At 73.1% G+C, this 19,738-nt stretch carries 16 protein-coding genes; 10 read left to right on the forward strand and 6 right to left on the reverse strand.

The window, feature by feature from the left end; translation table 11 throughout:
• Both SM452_RS10280 and SM452_RS10285 read left to right on the forward strand, forming a co-directional pair.
• On the forward strand, positions 1 to 1,935 hold the full coding sequence (locus SM452_RS10280; protein WP_463839789.1) for a fumarate reductase/succinate dehydrogenase flavoprotein subunit: 1,935 nt from the start codon (positions 1 to 3) through the stop codon (positions 1,933 to 1,935).
• Positions 1,932 to 2,684, forward strand: coding sequence for a succinate dehydrogenase/fumarate reductase iron-sulfur subunit (locus SM452_RS10285; protein ID WP_013285329.1), 753 nt, complete (start codon positions 1,932 to 1,934; stop codon positions 2,682 to 2,684). The genes SM452_RS10280 and SM452_RS10285 overlap by 4 nt, the downstream gene beginning before the upstream one ends.
• Before the next feature lie 189 nt (positions 2,685 to 2,873).
• On the opposite strand, the gene SM452_RS10290 is transcribed toward SM452_RS10285, so the two are convergent.
• Together SM452_RS10290 and SM452_RS10295 are read right to left on the reverse strand one after the other, a co-directional pair.
• Positions 2,874 to 5,021 (reverse strand): 3-hydroxyacyl-CoA dehydrogenase NAD-binding domain-containing protein, encoded by a 2,148-nt coding sequence (locus SM452_RS10290; protein ID WP_423480027.1) that lies wholly within the window; start codon positions 5,019 to 5,021, stop codon positions 2,874 to 2,876.
• Between the two features lie 9 nt (positions 5,022 to 5,030).
• Entirely contained in the window at positions 5,031 to 6,245 is a 1,215-nt protein-coding gene (locus tag SM452_RS10295) for an acetyl-CoA C-acetyltransferase (protein WP_463839790.1), read from the reverse strand.
• Positions 6,246 to 6,428: 183 nt separating this feature from the next.
• Here SM452_RS10295 and SM452_RS10300 point away from each other — a divergent pair, with 183 nt between their 5' ends.
• From SM452_RS10300 to SM452_RS10325, 6 genes are all read left to right on the forward strand, one after another.
• Positions 6,429 to 7,637: a TetR/AcrR family transcriptional regulator gene (locus SM452_RS10300; protein WP_396880593.1), complete on the forward strand. Its 1,209-nt coding sequence runs from the start codon at positions 6,429 to 6,431 to the stop codon at positions 7,635 to 7,637.
• A gap of 74 nt (positions 7,638 to 7,711) precedes the next feature.
• Positions 7,712 to 8,896, forward strand: a complete 1,185-nt coding sequence (locus SM452_RS10305; protein ID WP_262012252.1) for a zinc-dependent alcohol dehydrogenase — start codon at positions 7,712 to 7,714, stop codon at positions 8,894 to 8,896.
• Complete coding sequence (locus SM452_RS10310) at positions 8,893 to 9,837, forward strand: SDR family NAD(P)-dependent oxidoreductase (protein ID WP_463839791.1); 945 nt, start codon at positions 8,893 to 8,895, stop codon at positions 9,835 to 9,837. Before SM452_RS10305 ends, SM452_RS10310 begins: the two co-directional genes overlap by 4 nt.
• A 113-nt stretch (positions 9,838 to 9,950) precedes the next feature.
• Entirely contained in the window at positions 9,951 to 11,096 is a 1,146-nt protein-coding gene (locus SM452_RS10315; protein WP_355507610.1) for an MBL fold metallo-hydrolase, read from the forward strand.
• Positions 11,097 to 11,277: 181 nt separating this feature from the next.
• A complete protein-coding gene (locus SM452_RS10320) occupies positions 11,278 to 11,883 on the forward strand; it encodes a sugar transferase (RefSeq protein ID WP_410054885.1) in 606 nt (201 codons plus the stop codon).
• Positions 11,880 to 12,524 (forward strand): acetyltransferase, encoded by a 645-nt coding sequence (locus SM452_RS10325; protein WP_262012248.1) that lies wholly within the window; start codon positions 11,880 to 11,882, stop codon positions 12,522 to 12,524. The genes SM452_RS10320 and SM452_RS10325 overlap by 4 nt, the downstream gene beginning before the upstream one ends.
• Positions 12,525 to 12,531: 7 nt before the next feature.
• Here SM452_RS10325 and SM452_RS10330 read toward each other — a convergent pair whose 3' ends face one another.
• The 3 genes from SM452_RS10330 to SM452_RS10340 are packed head-to-tail and all read right to left on the reverse strand — an operon-like array spanning position 12,532 to position 15,552.
• Entirely contained in the window at positions 12,532 to 14,043 is a 1,512-nt protein-coding gene (locus SM452_RS10330; protein WP_262012247.1) for a deoxyguanosinetriphosphate triphosphohydrolase family protein, read from the reverse strand.
• A 49-nt stretch (positions 14,044 to 14,092) separates the two neighbouring features.
• Entirely contained in the window at positions 14,093 to 15,076 is a 984-nt protein-coding gene (locus tag SM452_RS10335) for a D-glucuronyl C5-epimerase family protein (protein WP_463839792.1), read from the reverse strand.
• Positions 15,028 to 15,552 carry a hypothetical protein gene (locus tag SM452_RS10340; RefSeq protein WP_463839793.1) on the reverse strand — a complete coding sequence of 175 codons (525 nt, stop codon included), beginning with the start codon at positions 15,550 to 15,552 and terminating at the stop codon, positions 15,028 to 15,030. The genes SM452_RS10335 and SM452_RS10340 overlap by 49 nt, the downstream gene beginning before the upstream one ends.
• 208 nt (positions 15,553 to 15,760) lie before the next feature.
• Between SM452_RS10340 and SM452_RS10345 the strand changes: the two genes are divergently transcribed.
• Both SM452_RS10345 and SM452_RS10350 read left to right on the forward strand, forming a co-directional pair.
• Positions 15,761 to 18,193 carry a Tex family protein gene (locus SM452_RS10345; RefSeq protein ID WP_463839794.1) on the forward strand — a complete coding sequence of 811 codons (2,433 nt, stop codon included), beginning with the start codon at positions 15,761 to 15,763 and terminating at the stop codon, positions 18,191 to 18,193.
• 77 nt (positions 18,194 to 18,270) lie between these two features.
• Positions 18,271 to 18,705: a hypothetical protein gene (locus SM452_RS10350; protein WP_262012244.1), complete on the forward strand. Its 435-nt coding sequence runs from the start codon at positions 18,271 to 18,273 to the stop codon at positions 18,703 to 18,705.
• Here the strand turns inward: SM452_RS10350 and SM452_RS10355 are convergent.
• Positions 18,668 to 19,678: a DUF389 domain-containing protein gene (locus SM452_RS10355; RefSeq protein WP_262012243.1), complete on the reverse strand. Its 1,011-nt coding sequence runs from the start codon at positions 19,676 to 19,678 to the stop codon at positions 18,668 to 18,670. The genes SM452_RS10350 and SM452_RS10355 overlap by 38 nt on opposite strands.
• Positions 19,679 to 19,738: the final 60 nt, after the last annotated feature.

The raw sequence follows: 19,738 nt of genomic DNA on the forward strand, positions 1-19,738 counted from the left end.
ATGGATCTGTACCGCGAAGGCGACCCGATCGCCGACACCCGGGCCCCGGACGGCCCGATCGAGACGCGGTGGGAGCGCCACCGCTTCGAGATGAAGCTGGTCAACCCGGCCAACCGCCGGAAGATGACGGTGATCGTGGTCGGCACCGGCCTGGCCGGCGGTTCCGCCGCCGCCACGCTGGCCGAGCAGGGCTACCAGGTGCGGTCCTACTGCTACCAGGACAGCCCGCGCCGGGCCCACTCGATCGCCGCGCAGGGCGGCATCAACGCCGCCAAGAACTACCGCAACGACGGCGACTCGGTGCACCGCCTCTTCTACGACACGGTCAAGGGCGGCGACTTCCGCTCCCGCGAGTCGAACGTGCACCGGCTGGCCGAGGTGTCGGTGAACATCATCGACCAGTGCGTGGCGCAGGGCGTGCCGTTCGCCCGCGAGTACGGCGGCCTGCTGGACACCCGCTCCTTCGGCGGCGCGCAGGTGCAGCGCACCTTCTACGCCCGGGGCCAGACGGGCCAGCAGCTGCTGCTCGGCGCGTACCAGGCGCTGGAGCGGCAGATCGGCCTGGGCAACGTGGAGATGAACGCCCGCCACGAGATGCTCGAGCTGGTGATCGTCGACGGCCGGGCGCGCGGCATCGTGGTCCGCGACATGGTCACCGGTGAGATCAGCACCGAGATGGCCGACGCGGTCGTGCTCGCCTCCGGCGGCTACGGCAACGTCTTCTACCTCTCCACGAACGCCAAGGGCTGCAACGTCACCGCCTCCTGGCGGGCGCACCGCAAGGGCGCGTACTTCGCGAACCCCTGCTACACGCAGATCCACCCGACCTGCATCCCGGTCTCCGGCGACCACCAGTCGAAGCTGACCCTGATGAGCGAGTCGCTGCGTAACGACGGCCGGGTGTGGGTGCCGAAGGCCAAGGGCGACCAGCGCAGCCCGCGGGAGATCCCCGAGGACGAGCGGGACTACTACCTGGAGCGGATCTACCCGTCCTTCGGCAACCTGGTCCCCCGGGACATCGCCTCCCGCGCCGCGAAGAACGTGTGCGACGAGGGACGCGGCGTCGGCCCGACCGGCCTCGGCGTCTACCTGGACTTCGCCGACGCGATCAACCGGCTGGGCCGCAAGGCCATCGAGGCCAAGTACGGCAACCTCTTCGAGATGTACGAGCGGATCACCGGCGAGGACCCGTACGAGGTGCCGATGCGGATCTACCCCGCCGTGCACTACACGATGGGCGGCCTCTGGGTCGACTACGACCTCCAGTCGACGATCCCCGGCCTGTTCGTGATCGGTGAGGCCAACTTCTCCGACCACGGCGCGAACCGGCTCGGCGCCTCGGCGCTGATGCAGGGCCTGGCCGACGGCTACTTCGTGCTGCCGAACACGCTCGCCAACTACCTGGCCTCCAGCTCGCTGGACAAGGTCGACGCCAGTCACCCCGAGGCGGTCGCGGCGCGGACCGAGGTCGAGGACCGGATCAAGCGGCTGCTGGCGATCAACGGCGACCGCACGGTGGACTCGTTCCACCGCGAGCTGGGCCAGATCATGTGGGAGCACTGCGGCATGGAGCGCTCCGAGGCCGGGCTGCGCAAGGCGATCGACGAGATCCGCGCGCTGCGCGAGCAGTTCTGGCAGCGGGTGCGCGTGCCGGGTGACGGCGAGGGCCTCAACCAGTCGCTGGAGAAGGCCGGCCGGGTGGCCGACTTCTTCGAGCTGGCCGAGCTGATGTGCATCGACGCCCTGCACCGCGAGGAGTCCTGCGGCGGCCACTTCCGGGCCGAGCACCAGACGCCCGACGGCGAGGCGCAGCGCGACGACGACCGGTTCGCCTACGTGGCGGCCTGGGAGTTCACCGGCACCGGTGAGCCCGTGCTGCACAAGGAAGACCTGACCTTCGAATACGTCCACCCCACGCAGCGGAGCTACAAGTGAACCTGACCCTGCGCATCTGGCGCCAGACCGGCCCCGAGGACAAGGGTCGGATGGTGACCTACCCGGTGCAGGACGTGTCCCCGGACATGTCCTTCCTGGAGATGCTCGACGTACTCAACGAGCGGCTCATCCTCGACGGCGAGGAGCCGGTGGCGTTCGACCACGACTGCCGCGAGGGCATCTGCGGCATGTGCAGCCTCATGATCAACGGCGAGGCGCACGGCCCGCAGCGCGGCACCACCGCCTGCCAGCTGCACATGCGGCAGTTCTCCGACGGCGACACGATCGACATCGAGCCGTGGCGGGCCCGGGCGTTCCCGGTCGTCAAGGATCTGGTGGTCAACCGCAACGCGTTCGACCAGATCATCGCCGCCGGCGGCTACGTCACCGCGCCGACCGGCAGCGCCCCGGAGGCGCACTCGGTGCCGGTGCCGAAGGCCGACGCGGACGCGGCGTTCGAGTCGGCTGCGTGCATCGGCTGCGGCGCCTGCGTGGCGGCCTGCCCGAACGGCTCCGGCATGCTGTTCACCGCCGCGAAGATCACCCAGCTCTCGCTGCTGCCGCAGGGCCAGCCGGAGCGCTACACCCGGGTGATCGGCATGGTGGACGCGCACGACGAGGCCGGCTTCGGCGGCTGCACCAACATCGGCGAGTGCGCGGCGGCCTGCCCGAAGGGCATCCCGCTGAACACCATCGGCCGCCTCAACCGGGACTACCTCAAGGCGACCGCCAAGCGCTCCGGTTCCTGACCGGACACCGCACCACAGACGCGACCGCCGCGTCCCGCATCCGGGACGCGGCGGTCGCGCTTGTCCAGGGGTACGCCCCGGCGATTGGTACGGTGAAGCGCCGGCCGCGTCACGGTCTCTCCGGGCCGGACGGGTTCATCCCGGCCCGGCCGGTGGGCGAGTCCCGCACCGGCCGGGCCACTTCGTCGTCTACTCGAACCGCTCGCCCCGCTCGGCCATGGCGACCAGCAGCGGCGGCGGGTCGAACCGCTCGCCGTAGCGCTCGGCCAGCACCCGGGTCCGGGCCACGAAGCCCGGCAGCCCGCCGTCGTACTGGTTGACGTACTGCAGGACGCCACCGGTCCAGCTCGGATAGCCGATGCCCAGGATCGAGCCGACGTTGGCGTCGGCCACCGAGGTCAGCACGCCGGAGTCCAGGCACCGCACCGACTCGATCGCTTCGATGAAGAGCATCCGCTCCTTGAGGTCCTCGAAGGGCGTGTCGAGGTTCGTGCCGCCGAACTGCTCCCGCAGCCCCGGCCAGAGCCCGGCCCGCTTCCCGTCGCGGTAGTCGTAGAAGCCGGCGCCGCCGGAGCGTCCGGTCCGGCCGCACTCGTCGATCATCCGGTCGATCACCGCGTCGGCGGCGTGCGGCTGCCAGGTGCCCCCGGCGGCCACCGTCGCGGCGGCCGTCTCCAGGCGGATTCTCCGGGGCAGGGTGAGGGTCAGCTCGTCCATCAGCGCGAGGACCGGCGCGGGATAGCCGGCCTGGCTGCTGGCCTGCTCGATGGTCGCCGCCGGGATGCCCTCGGCCAGCATCGCCACGCCCTCGTTGGTGAACGTGCCGATGACCCGGCTGGTGAAGAAGCCCCGGCTGTCGTTCACGACGATCGGCGTCTTGCGCAACTGGCGGACGACACCCAGCGCGCGGCCCAGCGTGGCCTCGTCGGTCCGCTCTCCGCGGATCACCTCGACCAGCGGCATCTTGTCCACCGGGGAGAAGAAGTGCAGCCCGACGAACTCCTCCGGCCGGCTGACGCCCTCGGCCAGCAGCGTGATGGGCAGCGTGGAGGTGTTGGAGGCGATGAGCGCGTCCGGCGCCACCTGCTCGATCTCCGCGTACACCTTGTGCTTGAGCGCCGGATCCTCGAAGACCGCCTCGATCGCGAGGTCGATGCCGGCCAGGTCGGCGAGGTCGCCGGTGGCGTGGATGCGGCCCAGGATCTCGTCCCGCCTCTCCGGCGTGGACCGGCCTCGGGCTACCGCCTTGTCGAGCAGGCCCGCCGAGTACGCCTTGCCGCGCGCCGCACCCTCGGCGGTGACGTCCTTGAGCACCACCCGCATCCCGGCGCGGGCGCAGACGTACGCGATGGCGGCGCCCATCATGCCCGCGCCGACGACCGCGACGCTGCGCACCGGCTCGTGGTCGCCTCCGGCGGTGCGGGACCGGGCGGTCTGGAGGTCGAAGAAGAGCGCCTTGATCATGTTCTTGGCGATCTGGCCGGTGGCCAGCTCGGTGAAGTACCGCCCCTCGATGACGAACGCGGTGTCCAGGTCGACCTGGGCGCCCTCGACGGCGGCGGCGAGGATGTTGCGCGGCGCCGGGTAGGGCGCGCCCTTGAGCTGCTTGCGCAGCAGCGCCGGCATGGCCGGCAACTGCATCGCTAGCCCAGGGCTGGACGGGGTGCCGCCGGGCATCCGGTAGCCCTTGCGGTCGTACGGCTGGGTCGCGTCCGGGTTCGCGGCGATCCACTCCCGGGCGGCGGCCATCAGGGCGTCCCGGTCGGCGGCGAGTTCGTCGACCAGCCCGTGCGCGAGCGCGTCCTGCGGCCGGCGGCGCTGGCCGCGCAGCAGCCAGTCGGTCAGCGCGGCGGTGACGCCGAGCAGCCGGACGGTACGCACCACGCCGCCGCAGCCGGGCAGCAGACCGAGCGTGACCTCCGGAAAGCCGATCTCGACGGCCGGGTCGTCGAGCACGATGCGGTGGTGGCAGCCCAGGGCCAGTTCCAGCCCGCCGCCGAGCGCCGAGCCGTTGATCGCGGCGACGACGGGCCGCCCGAGCGTCTCCAGCCGGCGTACGGTCTGTTTGAGCGCGGCCGCTTCGGCCGCCGACGCCTCGGCGTCGGCGGGCGTGAGCCGTACCAGGGTCTCCAGGTCGCCGCCGGCGAAGAACGTCTTCTTGGCCGAGGTGACGATGACGCCGGTGATCCGGTCACGCTCGGCTTCGAGCCGGTCCACGGTGGCCGCCAGGCTCTCGCCGAACTCCGCGTTCATCACGTTCGCCGAGCGGCCGGGGTGGTCGAGGGTGAGCAGCACGATGCCGTCGTCGCCGTGCTCCCACCGGATGGTGTTCGCCATTCGTGCTCCTCAGATTCGTTCGATCACGGTCGCGATGCCCATGCCGCCGCCCGCGCAGAGCGTGGCCAGGCCGTAGCGGCCGCCGCGTCGTTCCAGTTCGTCGACGAGCGTGCCGAGGATCATGGCGCCGGTCGCGCCGAGCGGGTGGCCCATCGCGATCGCCCCGCCGTTGGCGTTGACGATGTCCGGGTTCAGGCCGAGGTCGGCGACGAACCGCAGGACCACGGCGGCGAACGCCTCGTTGATCTCCACCAGGTCGAGGTCGTCGACGCCGAGACCGGCCTTCGCGAGCGCCTTGCGGGCGGCCGGCGCCGGACCGGTGAGCATGATGGTGGGGTCGGCGCCGCTGAGCGCGGTGGCCACGACGCGGGCGCGCGGCGTGAGACCGGCGGCGGCGCCTGCCGCCTCGCTGCCGATCGCGACGAGCGCGGCGCCGTCCACGATGCCGGAGGAGTTACCCGCCGTGTGGACGTGCTCGATGCGCTCGACCCAGTGGTACTTCTGCAACGCGACCGCGTCGAAGCCCGCCTGCTCGCCGATCTCGGCGAACGAGGGGCGCAGCGCGCCGAGGCTCTCCGCCGTCGAGTCGGCCCGGATGTGCTCGTCCCGGTCCAGCACGGTCAGCCCGTTGCGGTCGCGGACCGGCACCACGGACCGGGCGAAGTAGCCGTTCGCCCACGCCTTCGCGGCCCGCGCCTGCGACTGGAGCGCGTACGCGTCGACCGTCTCCCGGTCGAAGCCGGCGACGGTGGCGATGAGGTCGGCGCTGATGCCCTGCGGCACGAAGCCGGTGGTGTAGTTGGTCTCCGGGTCCAGCGCCCACGCTCCCCCGTCGGAGCCCATCGGCACCCGGGACATCGACTCGACGCCACCGGCCAGGACGAGGTCCTCCCAGCCGGAGCGCACCTTCTGCGCGGCGATGTTCACCGCCTCCAGGCCGGAGGCGCAGAAGCGGTTGAGCTGCACGCCCGCCACCGTGTCGGGCAGGCCGGCGGCGACGGCGGCGGTCCGGGCGATGTCGCCGCCCTGGTCGCCGACCGGGGAGACCACCCCGAGCACGATGTCGTCGATCAGCGCCGGGTCGAGGCCGGGCATCCGCCGCAGGGTCTCCTCGATCAGGCCGGTGATCAGCGAGACCGGCTTCACCCCGTACAGCGATCCGGTCGGCTTGCCCCGCCCGCGCGGCGTGCGCAACGCGTCGTAGATGAACGCATCGGTCGTCATGCCAAGCTCCTCATTGCTCACCCGCATGCGAATTTCGGCTAACTTTTCTGGAGCCCACAGCACCTTGTCAAGAAGCGGCGATGGCCGCAGAGCGCTGGCTGACGTCTGCCTGTCCCTCGCCCAGGGGCCGCGGCGACGCCGGGGTGACGCGGTTACACCGCGAGTTGGCGCTAACGTGTAGCGGTGCGACAAGCAGTGGGCGACACCGCCGGGGCACCTGCCAGACGGCCGAAGGACCGCAAGGCCCGTATCGCGCTGGCGGGTGCCGAGTTGTTCTGCGAGCGGGGCTACCACGGGGTCTCCGTCGACGAGATCGCCGCCGCCGTCGGCATCAGCGGGCCGGCCGTCTACCGGCACTTCCCGAACAAGTACGCGATCCTCGTGCACGCCACCCGGGAGGTCGTCGGCACGCTGCTCGCCGCGTCCGAGCAGCCGTCCGCCGACGACGCGCGGGGGCGGCTCGACGAACTGCTGCGCGCGCTCGTCAGGGTCGCCGTGAACAGGCGGCGGGTGGCCGGGCTGTACCAGTGGGAGGGCCGGTATCTCACCGCCGAGCACCGGCAGGAGTTCGCCGCGCGCATGGCCACGCTCGTCGGCCGCCTGGCCGGGCCGCTGCGCGACCTGCGCCCGGAGCTGACCGCCGGGCAGGCGGACCTGCTGACGAGGGCGGCCCTGAGCGCCTTCGCCAGCGTCACCACCTACCGGGCCGCCGCCACCGGCACCGACACCGAACGCCTGCTCATCCGCGTCGCCTGGACCCTGTTGCGGACCGACGCCCCCGCGGCGCCGCCCCGCCCGCACGCCACGGCGGACCCGGCGCCGGTCGCCGCGCCGGTCCGTCCGGCGTCGCGCCGCGAGCTGCTGCTCGTCGAGGCGATCCGCCTGTTCCACCGCCACGGCTACCACGCCGTCGCCGTCGAGGACATCGGGCGTGCGGCAGGCATGCAGGCGTCGAGCGTGTACCGGTACTTCCCCGGCAAGGCCGACCTGCTCGCGGCCGCCTACTACCGCGCCACCGACCGCCTGACCGGGGCCACGACCGCCGCGATCGCCGAGGCGAGCGACCCGGCCGACGCGCTGCGCCGGGTGGTACGGGCCTACGTCGCCTTCGCGTTCGCCCAGAGCGACCTCGTCGCGGTCTATCTGGCGGAGAACAACAACCTGCCCGACCGGGACCGGCACCAGTTGCGCGGCGCGCAGCGCCTGCACGTCGAGGAGTGGGTGCGCCTGCTCCGCGCCGTACGCCCGGAACTCACGGCCGGGGACGCCCGCGTCCTCGTGCACGCCGCGCTGAACGTCGTCACCGACGTCGGCCGGATCGGCCGCTTCGACCACACCGAGGGCTACGACGCCCGGATCGCCCGGCTGGTGCTCGCGGTCCTGCACGCCTGACCGGCGCCGCCGATTCAACGGCCCGCTGCCGGGTAGCAGTCCGATGGACGGCACCGGAGAGGGGACATACAGGCATGAAGGCACTGACCTGGCACGGCAAGCGGGACGTCCGCGTGGAGGACGTCCCGGACCCCCGGATCGAGGAGCCGACCGACGCGATCGTCCGGATCACCTCGACCGCCATCTGCGGTTCCGACCTGCACCTGTACGAGGTGCTCGGGCCGTACCTGAAGCCCGGCGACATCCTCGGGCACGAGCCGATGGGCGTCGTCGAGGAGGTCGGGCCCGGCGTGACCCGGCTCAAGAAGGGCGACCGGGTGGTCGTCCCGTTCAACATCTCCTGCGGCTCGTGCTGGATGTGCGAGCGGCAGCTCTACGCGCAGTGCGAGACCACGCAGGTGACCAGCCAGGGCAAGGGCGCGTCCCTGTTCGGCTACACCTCGCTGTACGGCTCGATCCCCGGCGGCCAGGCCGAGTACCTGCGCGTCCCGCAGGCCCAGTTCGGCCCGATCAAGATCCCGGACAGCGGCCCGGACGAGCGCTGGCTCTACCTCTCCGACATCCTGCCCACCGCCTGGCAGGCGGTGAAGTACGCGGACACCCCGCCCGGCGGCACGCTCGCCGTGTTCGGGCTCGGCCCGGTCGGGCAGTTCAGCGCCCGGATCGGCCGCCACCTCGGCGCTGGCCGGGTGATCGGGCTCGACCTGGTGCCGGAGCGGCTGGAGATGGCCCGCCGCCACGGCATCGAGGTGCTCGACGTCAGCCAGCTCGACGACGTACCCGGCACGCTCATCGACCTGGTCGACGGGCGCGGCCCGGACGCGGTGATCGACGCGGTCGGCATGGAGGCGCACGGCGCGCCGCTGGGCAAGATGGCCCAGACCGCCGCCGGGCTGCTGCCGGACAAGCTGGCCCAGGCCATGACCGACAAGGCCGGCGTGGACCGGCTCGTGGTGCTGCACGCCGCGCTCAAGGCCGTGCGGCGCGGCGGCACCGTGTCGATCTCCGGCGTGTACGGCGGCGAGCAGGACCCGATGCCGCTGATGGAGATGTTCGACAGGGGCATCCAGCTACGCATGGGCCAGTGCCACGTGCGGCGCTGGGTCGACGAGATCATCCCGCTGCTGGAGCGCGACGACGACCCGCTGGGCGTCGAGGACCTGCGGACCCACCGGCTGCCGCTGACCGACGCGCCGCGGGCGTACGAGATGTTCCAGAAGAAGGAGGACGGCTGCGTCAAGGTCGTGCTCGCGCCGTGACCCGGACGGTGGTCGTCACCGGCGCGACCAGCGGGATCGGCCGGGCGACCGCCAGGGAGCTGGCGGGCCGCGGGGACCGGCTGGTCCTCGCGGCCCGCTCCCCCGCCACGCTCGACGAGGTGCGCGACGAGTGCCGGGCGGCGGGCGCGCGGGCGATCGCCGTACCGATGGACGTGACCGAGCCCGGCGCGGTGGCCGCGCTCGCCGACGCGGCGCAGGCCGAGTACGGCCGCGTCGACGCCTGGGTGCACACCGCCGCGGTGATGTCCTACGGCCGCTTCGACGAGACCCCGGCCGAGGTGTTCGAGCAGGTGATCCGCACCGACCTGCTGGCCGCCGCGGCGGTGGCCCGGGAGGCGCTGCGCCGGTTCCGGGCCGCCGGTGGCGGCACGCTCGTGCTCACCGGCTCGGTGCTCGGGCACATCACCGCGCCCTACATGAGCGGCTACGTGGCCGCCAAGTGGGGCCTGCAGGGACTGGCGCGCACGCTCCAGCAGGAGGCGCGGGAGACGCCGGGCGTCGCGATCTGCCTGGTCAACCCGGGCAGCGTCGACACTCCCGTCTACCGGCAGGCGGCCAACTACCTGGGCCGGATCGGCCGGCCGCCACCCCCGATCGCCTCGCCCGAACGGGTGGCCCGGGCCATCGTCGGATGCCTCGACCGGCCGCGCCGGGAGGTGTCGGTGGGCCGCCTCAACGTGGTCATGCGCTTCGGGTTCACCGTCCTGCCCGGCGTGTACGACCTGCTGGTCGGGCCGCTGATGCGCCGGGCCGGGCTGACCCGGCAGCCGGTCGCCGCGCACCAGGGCATCGTGTTCACGCCCAACCCGGCCGGTGAGGCGGTCCGGGGTGGGTGGCTGCCCGACGTGTCCCAGGTGGTCCGGGCCGTGGGCGGGCGCGCGGCGGCGGTGGCGTCCGCGGTACGCCGCCGGGTGCCCTGACCCTCGCGGCGAGTCGTCGCGCGGTCCGACCGTCGCCGCGGGCGGGCTGTCGCGTGGGCGGGCCGGGACGACTGTGGTTACCGTGTACGGCGGGACACGGCGGAGGGATGAGCATGGGGCAGGCAACGGGGCGGGAACCGGACCGGACGCGCGGCGGGCGGGTGTGGAAGCTCGCCGGGCTGGCCGCCGTCGCCGGGCTGGCCTGGGCGGCGCGGGACGTACCGGCGCAGCTCGGCGGCCGGCTCACCGGCACTCGGGCGGAACGGGCGGCCCGGTCACCGCGCTTCCGCGACGGCACGTTCCACAACCCGGCCGGCGCCAGCGCCACGATGGTCGCCGACCCGGGCCGCAACCTGCTCCGGGAGCTGGTCTTCGGCAAGCAGAAGCGGCGGCCGGGCAGCCCGGTGCCGCTGCTGCGCCCCGGCGCCGCGCCGGCCACCGACCCGGCCCGCGAGCTGAACGTCGTCTGGTACGGCCACGCCTCCACGCTCGTCGAGATCGAGGGACACCGGGTGCTGCTCGACCCGGTGTGGAGCGACAGGTGCTCCCCGTCCGGGCTGGTCGGCCCCCGGCGCATCCACGAGCCGCCGGTCCGCCTGACCGACCTGCCCCCGCTCGACGCGGTGCTGATCTCGCACGACCACTACGACCACCTCGACATGGAGACCGTCCGCACGCTGGCCGACCTCCAGTCCGCGCCGTTCGTGGTGCCGCTGGGCGTCGGCGCCCACCTGGCCCGCTGGGGCGTACCCGAGCACCGCATCGTCGAGCTGGACTGGTCGGAGAGCCACCGGGCGGGCGGGCTGACGCTCACCGCGACCGCCGCGCAGCACTTCTCCGGGCGCGGCCTGCGCCGCGACGGCACGCTCTGGAGTTCCTGGACGATCACCGGGGCGCACCGGAAGGTCTTCTACACCGGCGACTCCGGCTACTTCGACGGCTACGCCGCGATCGGCGCCGAGCACGGCCCGTTCGACCTGACGCTCATGCAGATCGGCGCGTACGACAGGGCGTGGCCGCACATCCACATGTTCCCGGAGGAGGCGGTCGCCGCCCACCTCGACGTACGCGGCGGACTGCTGGTGCCGGTGCACTGGGGCACGTTCAACCTGGCCCTGCACGACTGGTCCGAGCCGGTGGACCGGCTCTGGGCCGAGGCGAAGGCGCGCGACGTCCGGCTCGCAGTGCCGCGTCCCGGCGAGCGGGTGGTAGTGGACGAGCCGCCGGCGGTGGACGGGTGGTGGCAGTCGGTCGCCTGAGACGCGCCGAAAAAACCGGACAAGGCATTCTTCTGCGCATATTTGCGTACTCTGTTCGCTGACGAGTCAGCGGCCGGAGGACAGCATGCAGGTTCGCCTCTCCCCAGGCGTGGAAGATCTCCGTACACCCACCCCGCCGGCGAGTGGCGCCGCGGCCGTCAAGCGGGGCGTCGACGTTGTCGTGTCGGCCACGGCCCTGCTGGTGGCGGCGCCGGTCCTCGCCGTGGTCGCGGTCGCGGTGCTGCTCGGGATGGGCCGTCCGATCATCTTCCGGCAGCGGCGGATCGGCCGGCACGGCCGGGAGTTCACCATCCTGAAGTTCCGGTCCATGGCGGGCGGGGGCGACGGCTTCTCCCCGGGCGACGACCAGGCGCGGCTGACGCCCCTGGGGCGGTGGCTGCGGGCCACGAGCCTGGACGAGCTGCCCAGCCTCTGGAACATCCTGCGCGGCGACATGAGCCTGGTGGGCCCGCGCCCGTTCCCGACCAGCTACCGCGACCTCTACACACCGGAGGAGTTCCGCCGGCACGACGTCCGGCCCGGCCTCACCGGACTCGCGCAGGTCAACGGGCGCAACGCCCTGGGCTGGGCGGAGCGCTTCGCCTACGACCTGCACTACGTGGAGCACTGGAGCCTCCGGCTGGACGCCCGCATCCTGGCGCGGACCGCGGTGGCCGTACTCCGCCGGCAGGGCATCAGCGCGCCCGGCGCCGCCACCGCCCACGAGTTCCGCGGTACCGCCTCGGAGGAGGCGGTGGCGGCGACCGTGGGAAGCGGGTCCCGATGACCCTCGACCTCGTCGTCGTCGGGTGCGGTGGCCACGGGCGGGAGATCGCCCAGATCGTGGCGGCGGTCAACGACTCCTCGGCCCGGCCACCCTGGCGGCTGGTCGGCTTCGTCGACGACAACCCGTCCGAGCCGAACCGCAAACGCGCCGAGTCGTGCGGCGCCCCGTACCTCGGTACCGTGGCGGCGCTCGGGCAACTGTCGCCGGGTACCCACGTCGTCCTCGGCCTGGGCGACCCGAGGGTCCGGCAGAAGGTGGCAGCGCGGGTCGACACGTACGGTAGGCCGACGGCGAGCGTCGTCCACCCGGACGCCACTGTCGGCCCGGACCTGGTGTCGGCCGAGGGCCTCGTGGTGTTCGCCGGTGGCCGGATCACCACGAACGTCACCGCCGGACGGCACCTGCACGTCAACCAGAACGCCACGCTCGCGCACGACTGCGTGGTCGGCGACTACGTCTCCCTGCATCCGCTCGCGGCCGTGTCGGGCGACTGCCGCCTCGACACCGCCGCGTTGATCGGAGCGGGCGCCGTGGTGCTCCCTGGCCTGCGGGTCGGTACCGGTGCGACGGTCGGCGCCGGCGCGTGCGTGGTGCGCGACGTACCACCGCAGATCGTGGTCAAGGGAGTGCCGGCCCGCTGAGTGGTCCTCAGAGCACGAAGGCGTCCGTCCACAGCGCGCCGGAGCGGCCCGACAACGCGTCCAGCATGGCCACCGCCTGACCGTCGGTGAGCTGCGCGACGAAGTCGATGATCGCCCGGCCCCGGGCCCGGCCGATCCGGTCCGGGGTGCGCGGGTGAAGCTCCGCCTCGGCCAGCTCCACCAGGTCGTGCAGGCGGCGCGGCAGCCGGGACTCCTCGTCCGGGTCCAGCAGCCACTCCCAGAGCGCCTCCACCAGCGTGCCCAGCAGCCGGGCCTGGCCGCGCTGGTGCAGGGCCAGGTCCGGACGGGCCAGCACGAACCGGTGGTGCACGAACTTGAGCACCTGCACCTCGTGCCACTGCGCCTTGTCCAGCAGCACGTACCCGGAGCGGACGTGCGGCTCCGGGGTGACGGTGATGGCGTCCACGAAGCGGGTGGTCCAGCGGGCGGAGAACCGGGCGACGTACTGCTCCGCCTCGATCGAGCCGTCGAACGGCAGCGCGAGCAGCCCTTCCACCAGTTCCTCGCGGACGTGCTCGACAGCGGCGGCGAACGCCTCGTCGTCGGCGATCCAGCCGTCCTTGCGGTGCAGTTGCCGTCGCAGCCGCTCGATCGCGGCTCCCGGCCGCCGGCCCGCCGCCTCCAACGCGGGCGCGGTGATCGACCGCAGGTGCCCGCACTCGCGCTGCCAGGCCATCAGCTCGGCCGCCACCGCGCCCTGCTGGAGCACTCCGACGCGGTAGAAGTCCTCCACGTCGTGGATCGCGTACGCGATGTCGTCGGCGGTGTCCATCACCGACGCCTCGGGGGTCTGCTGCCAGTCCGGGATCCGCCCGGCGAACGGCTCCCGCGCCTGGCGCAGGTCGTCCAGCTCGGTGCGGTACGCGCCGAACTTCACCGAACCGCTCTCCGGGTCCTCCGGCGGGGCCGCCGCGCCCCGGGGCGCCGGTTCGAGGTGGCGCGGGTGCGGGTCGGGATGGTCGAGCCGGGTCCACGGATACTTCAGCATGGCCGCCCGGACCGCGGCGGTCAGGTCCAGCCCGGTGGTCGCCGCGCCGCGAATCTCGGTGCTGGTGACGATCCGGTACGACTGGGCGTTGCCCTCGAATCCGTCGGCCAGCCCGAGCCGCTGCCGGGCCAGCCGGTCGAGCACCCGCTCCCCCAGGTGCCCGAACGGCGGGTGCCCGAGGTCGTGCGCGAGCGCGGCGGCCTCCACCACCTCCGGATCGCAGCCGCCGAGCTTGTCCAGCAGGGCCCGGTGCGCCGGATCGGCGGTCAGCCGCTCGGCGATCGCGCGGGCCACCTGGGCCACCTTCAGGCTGTGGGTGAGCCGATTGTGCACGAGCAGCCCGGACCCGCCCGGGCTGATCACCTGGGTCACCCCGCCCAGCCGGGTGAAGAACGGCGAGCCGACGATCCGGTCCCGGTCGGCCCGGAACGGGCCGGCCGCCAGGTCGCCGAGCGCCCGGGCGCTGCCCCCGAAGAGCCGCCGGGCCCGCGGATCCGCAGGTGCCTCCATGATCGCCACGCTAGCGCAGCCGGCCCGGCCGGCGGGGCGCGACCTGTGCCTAGGCCAGCGGGGGCGCGTCCCCCAGCACCAGACCGGGGGCCGCCGGCAGCCAGTAGCCGAGGTAGGTACCGGCGGTGACCTGGTAGCTCAGGCGCCCGTTCACCCAGGCGCTGGCGCTGAGGAACGCGCCCGAGGCGCGCGGGAAGGTGACGGTCTTGGAACCGACGACCTGCCACCTGCTGTCGTACGCGTAGCCGGTGTAGGTGCCGGGCTCGACGGTCAGCAGCCGGGTGGGCGCGTACGTGTGCTCGACGAACTTCCCGGCGAGCCACCGGTTCTGCGCGTCCTCCGCCACGAACATGCCGGCGAACACCCCGTTCGCCATGCGGTAGTGCACGCCCCGGCCGGTCACCCGGACGCGCTGGTCGGCGGTGGCGGTGGAGAACCGGATCAGGTTTATCGACTTCTGCGCGACGACCCGGCCGGCGGCGTCGAACTGGTAGGCGACGTGGGAGCCGGGACCGAACCACACGATGCCGTCGACAGGCGGGTACGGGTAGTCGGCGCGCAGCACGTCGGCGTACGCGGCGAACACGCCGGCGTGGGTGAGCTGGTGCAGCGCGAGCATCTGCTGGGTGTGCACCTGGTGGTAGCTCGGGTAGGACCGGGCGCAGCCCACCGAGTACCGGCTGGCCCACTGCGGGACGCGCAGCGTGGCCGGCACGTAGCGCCGCACCGTCGTGGCCGTCCCGTCCATCAGGCTCACCGCCCGGCTGTCCCGGGTGATCCGCCAGTAGTCGTACACGCCGTAGAACGCGTAGATCATGCCGTTGAGGACCCGTTCCCCGCGCACCCCCGGGCTGTCCGGATACTCCTCCAGCCACAGGTAGCCGTCCGCGTCGGTCCAGCTCACCCAGGGCACCCCGAGCTGCGGTCCGAGGGTGAGGCTGAGGAACGTACGGTCCGCCGCCGTACGCCAGGTGGCGTCGCCGGTCACCTCGTACAGCCGGACGAACAGGCTGAGCAGCTCCCCCTGGGCCATGGCGCTGTACCAGGGCGCCTGGAGCACCAGCCCGGTGACCGGGGCAGGTCGAAGGGGTACGAGTACCACCACGCGCCGCGGGACTCCACCTTGCGGTCCAGGTTCCGCCGCGCCTGCGCGATCGCCCGGTCGAGGAAGAACCGGTCGCCCGTGACCTGGTAGGCGTTGAGGTTGTCCAGTCCCCAGTCGGCCTGCACCACCGGGTGGTCGTACAGCGCACCCTGCCAGGTGAACAGCCGCACACCGGAGGCGTCGTGCGGCAACGGGTCGGTACGGGGAACGGTGGTCCGCCGCGAGGTCGGTGAGACGGAGCCGGGCAGCAGGCGCGGCAGGTAGCCGTCCCGGGCGTACGCGGTGAGCGTCGCGCTCCGCCCGGGGAGTGCGGTGGCGGCCGCCGCGCCGGTCACCGGCGTCCCCGTCAGGCCGACGGCGAGCACCGCAGCCACCCACGCGCGCCAGGACAGCCGGATCCTCATGGGACCTCCAAGGTCGGGAGTGTCCTCCCATCCCAGCAACCGCCTGTCGCTTTTGCCAGCCTCCTTTCATCATGCGTGGAATAGAGGCACATAACATGAGTATTCGTGACTGTTACCTACCGTCCGGCGAGGCGGGCGGGCGCGCACGCCGGTCGCGGGCCGGGACGGCAGAATGCACGGGAACCCACCCGAGAAGGCGGATCAGATCGTGACCCAGTCAGTGCACCAGCGCATCGCCGAGGAACTCGGCGTCGCCGAACGGCAGGTCCGGGCGGCAGTCGAGCTGCTCGACGGCGGCGCCACAGTGCCGTTCATCGCCCGCTACCGCAAGGAGGCCACCGGCCTGCTCGACGACGCGCAGCTGCGCACGCTGGAGGAGCGGCTGCGCTACCTGCGCGAGCTGGACGAGCGGCGCGCGGCGGTGCTGGAGTCGATCCGGAGCCAGGGCAAGCTCGACGAGGCGCTGGAGGCGCAGATCCTCGCCGCCGACTCCAAGTCCCGCCTGGAGGACATCTACCTGCCCTACAAGCCGAAGCGGCGCACCCGCGCGCAGATCGCCCGCGAGGCGGGGCTGGAGCCGCTCGCGGACACGCTCCTGGCCGACCCGGCGCAGGACCCGAAGACGGTCGCCGCCGGGTTCGCCGACCCGGACAAGGGCGTCGCGGACGCCGCTGCCGCCCTGGACGGGGCGCGGGCCATCCTGATCGAGCGCTTCGCCGAGGACGCCGACCTGATCGGCACGCTGCGCGAGCAGATGTGGTCGCGGGGCCGGCTGGTCTCCCGGGTACGCGACGGCCAGGAGACCGCCGGCGCGAAGTTCGCCGACTACTTCGACTTCGCCGAGCCGTACCCGAAGCTGCCCTCGCACCGCATCCTCGCCATGTTCCGGGGCGAGAAGGAGGGCGTGCTGGAGCTGACCATGGACCCGGAGGCCGAGGGCGACGCCGACGCGGCGACCGGACCGAGCCGCTACGAGGCCGCCGTGGCCGGACGCTTCGGCATCAGCGACCAGGGACGGCCCGCCGACAAGTGGCTGGCCGACACGGTGCGCTGGGCCTGGCGTACCCGGATCCTCATCCACCTCGGCGCGGACCTGCGGATGCGACTGTGGCAGGTGGCCGAGGAGGAGGCCGTGCGGGTCTTCGCCACCAACCTGCGTGACCTGCTGCTGGCCGCGCCGGCCGGGGCGCGGGCGACGATGGGCCTCGACCCGGGCCTGCGTACCGGTGTGAAGGTGGCGGTGGTCGACGCCACCGGCAAGGTGGTCGCCACCGACACGATCTACCCACACGAGCCGCGCCGGCAGTGGGACGCCTCGCTGCACACGCTCGCCACGCTCGCCGCCGCGCACGGCGTCGAGCTGGTCGCGATCGGCAACGGCACCGCCAGCCGGGAGACCGACAAGCTCGCCGGTGACCTGATCAAGCGGCACCCGGAACTGAAGCTGACGAAGGTGGTGGTCTCCGAGGCCGGCGCGTCGGTCTACTCCGCGTCCGCGTACGCCTCGCAGGAACTGCCCGGCCTGGACGTCTCGCTGCGCGGCGCGGTGTCGATCGCCCGCCGCCTCCAGGACCCGCTGGCCGAGCTGGTGAAGATCGACCCGCGGTCGATCGGCGTCGGGCAGTACCAGCACGACCTGTCCGAGGTGAAGCTGTCCCGCTCGCTCGACGCGGTGGTCGAGGACTGCGTCAACGCGGTCGGCGTCGACGTCAACACCGCCTCCGCGCCGCTGCTCACCCGGGTGTCCGGCATCGGCGCCGGGCTGGCCGAGAACATCGTGCTGCACCGCGACGCCAACGGGCCGTTCCGCACCCGGGCGGAGCTGAAGAAGGTGCCGCGGCTCGGGCCGAAGGCGTTCGAGCAGTGCGCCGGCTTCCTGCGCATCCCCGGCGGCGACGACCCGCTCGACTCCTCCAGCGTGCACCCCGAGGCGTACCCGGTGGTGCGCCGCATCCTCTCCTCCACCGGGCAGGACCTGCGCGCGCTGATCGGCAAGTCGGCCATCCTGCGCGGCCTGCGCGCGATCGACTTCGTCGACGAGACGTTCGGCCTGCCCACCGTCACCGACATCCTCGCCGAGCTGGAGAAGCCGGGTCGTGACCCGCGTCCGGAGTTCCGTACCGCGACGTTCGTCGAGGGCGTGGAGAAGATCAGCGACCTGACGCCCGGCATGGTGCTGGAGGGCGTGGTGACGAACGTGGCCGCGTTCGGCGCGTTCGTCGACGTGGGCGTGCACCAGGACGGCCTGGTGCACGTCTCGGCCATGTCGCACACCTTCGTCAAGGACCCGCGCGACGTGGTGAAGTCCGGCGACGTGGTGAAGGTCCGGGTGCTCGACGTGGACGTGCCGCGCAAGCGGATCTCGCTGACGCTGCGGCTGGACGACGAGGCGCCGGCCGGCGGGCGCCCGCCCGGCGGCGACGGCCGGCGCGACCGGGGCGGTCAGGGTGGCGCCGCTCCGCGGGCCGGCGGCCAGGGTCGAGGTGGCCAGGGCCGTGGCGGGCAGGGCGGCGGTGGCCAGCGGGGTGACCGGGGCGCGTCGCGCGGCGGCCAGCAGCAGCGGCCGGCGCGCGGTGGCGGCGGTTCCGCGCCGGTCAACGACGCCATGGCCGAGGCGCTGCGCCGCGCCGGGCTGGCCTGATCTCCTGGGGCGCGCTGTCGAGCTGACGTCACTGCGAACTCAGCTCGACAGCGCGCCGTGCGCGTACCCTCGCGGTCGTGGGTGGCGAGGACGACGAACGGTGGCGGGAACGACGACGCCACGCGGTGCGGGCGCACGCGGAGGCCGCTGCCCGGGAACGCGCCGCGGAGCAGGCGGAGGCCACGGAGCTGGTGGCCCGGTTCGCCGCCGAGGCGCTGCGGCGCGGGCTGCGCACCGACCGGCTGACCGCGACCGGCCACGACGGGCGCGGGCGTTACCGCACACGACTGACCGGGTGGTACGTGGACCGGGCGCACAGCCGCGCGGTGGACACCGACGGGCGCTTCTACCTGCTCACGGTGACGCCCGGCTTGCGCGCGTGGCTGTTCGGGGCCGACCCGCGGCCCAGCGCACCGCCGCTGGTGGTCGGCCGGGGCGGGCGCGACGGGGAATCGGTGCCGCTGGCGACGCTGCTCAGCCGACGTCTCGACGCGGGCGACGACTGGCGCTGAGGGCGGCCGGCCGCTGATCGGCCCGCTGCCGCGGCACCGGACGCGCGGCGCGCCGGGCGACGTGCCGCCACCAGCACAGCTGCACCACGAGCGTGAGCAGCCCGGCGAGCACGATCGCGGCCAGGTTGATCACCAGTTGGAGGGCCGAACCGGCCGCCTCGTGCCACACGCCGTACGCGGACGCGACCGCCACGTTCGCCGCCGCCGGCACCGTCGTCACCGAGATCAGCACGCCGACGAGCGACCCGGACTTCTTCGACGTCAGCGACAGCATGCCGGCGACTCCGGCGAGCAGGCCCACCACCCAGGACAACGCGTCCGGGCGCCAGATGAAGTCGGTCATGGGCCGCTCGGCCAGCAGCATGTCCCGGTCGACGAGACCGGCCGCGGTGAGCGCCCAGGTGCTCAGCACGGTGGCCACCATGGCGACGAGGAACCCGACCGTCAGCGCCTGCACCGAGCGGCCGACCACGCGGGGCTGCCGCCGCAGCAGCGCCACGCAGAGCGCGGCGAGCGGACCGAACTCGGGGCCGACCACCATCGCGCCGACGATCAGGATCGGCTGGTCGAGCAGCACGCCGATGCCGGCGATCATGGTGGCCACCACGATCAGGGCGAGGAACGTGCCGGTGAGCACCGTCTGCTCGCCGGTCTTCGCGGCGATCTCGTCCCAGACCACGGCGTCCTCGCCGTGCCCCGGCGCCTCCTCGGCGGCCCGGTCGGCCGCCTCGGACAGCGTCAGCTCCACGTCGTCGGCCGCGATCGCCCCGTGCGCCTCGACGCCCAGCTCTTGGAGCCGGCTCAGCACACCGTCGGCGCTCTCCCGGACGACGTCGCAGGTGACGTAGTCACCCGCGGGCTGGCGGGCGGCGCCGGGCAGCACCACGAGGTGCGTGACGCCGGGATCGGCGGCCAGCAGTTCCACGACCGCCGACGACTGGTCACTCGGCGCGATCACCCTCAGGTGCAGCACTCGGGGCTCCTGGCTCGTCGATTCCTGGCACGGCCGCCGAACTCTACTCGGTCGCGGCCC

It is taken from the genome of Micromonospora sp. SYSU B005 (assembly GCF_055362685.1).

Coding starts and splice junctions, on each gene's coding strand:
- SM452_RS10280 (WP_463839789.1), top strand. CDS start 1: ATGGATCTGTACCGCGAAGGCGACCCGATCGCCGACACCCGGGCCCCG.
- SM452_RS10295 (WP_463839790.1), bottom strand. CDS start 6,245: ATGACGACCGATGCGTTCATCTACGACGCGTTGCGCACGCCGCGCGGG.
- SM452_RS10335 (WP_463839792.1), bottom strand. CDS start 15,076: ATGGCCCAGGGGGAGCTGCTCAGCCTGTTCGTCCGGCTGTACGAGGTG.
- SM452_RS10325 (WP_262012248.1), top strand. CDS start 11,880: ATGACCCTCGACCTCGTCGTCGTCGGGTGCGGTGGCCACGGGCGGGAG.
- SM452_RS10315 (WP_355507610.1), top strand. CDS start 9,951: ATGGGGCAGGCAACGGGGCGGGAACCGGACCGGACGCGCGGCGGGCGG.
- SM452_RS10290 (WP_423480027.1), bottom strand. CDS start 5,021: ATGGCGAACACCATCCGGTGGGAGCACGGCGACGACGGCATCGTGCTG.
- SM452_RS10305 (WP_262012252.1), top strand. CDS start 7,712: ATGAAGGCACTGACCTGGCACGGCAAGCGGGACGTCCGCGTGGAGGAC.
- SM452_RS10340 (WP_463839793.1), bottom strand. CDS start 15,552: ATGAGGATCCGGCTGTCCTGGCGCGCGTGGGTGGCTGCGGTGCTCGCC.
- SM452_RS10330 (WP_262012247.1), bottom strand. CDS start 14,043: ATGGAGGCACCTGCGGATCCGCGGGCCCGGCGGCTCTTCGGGGGCAGC.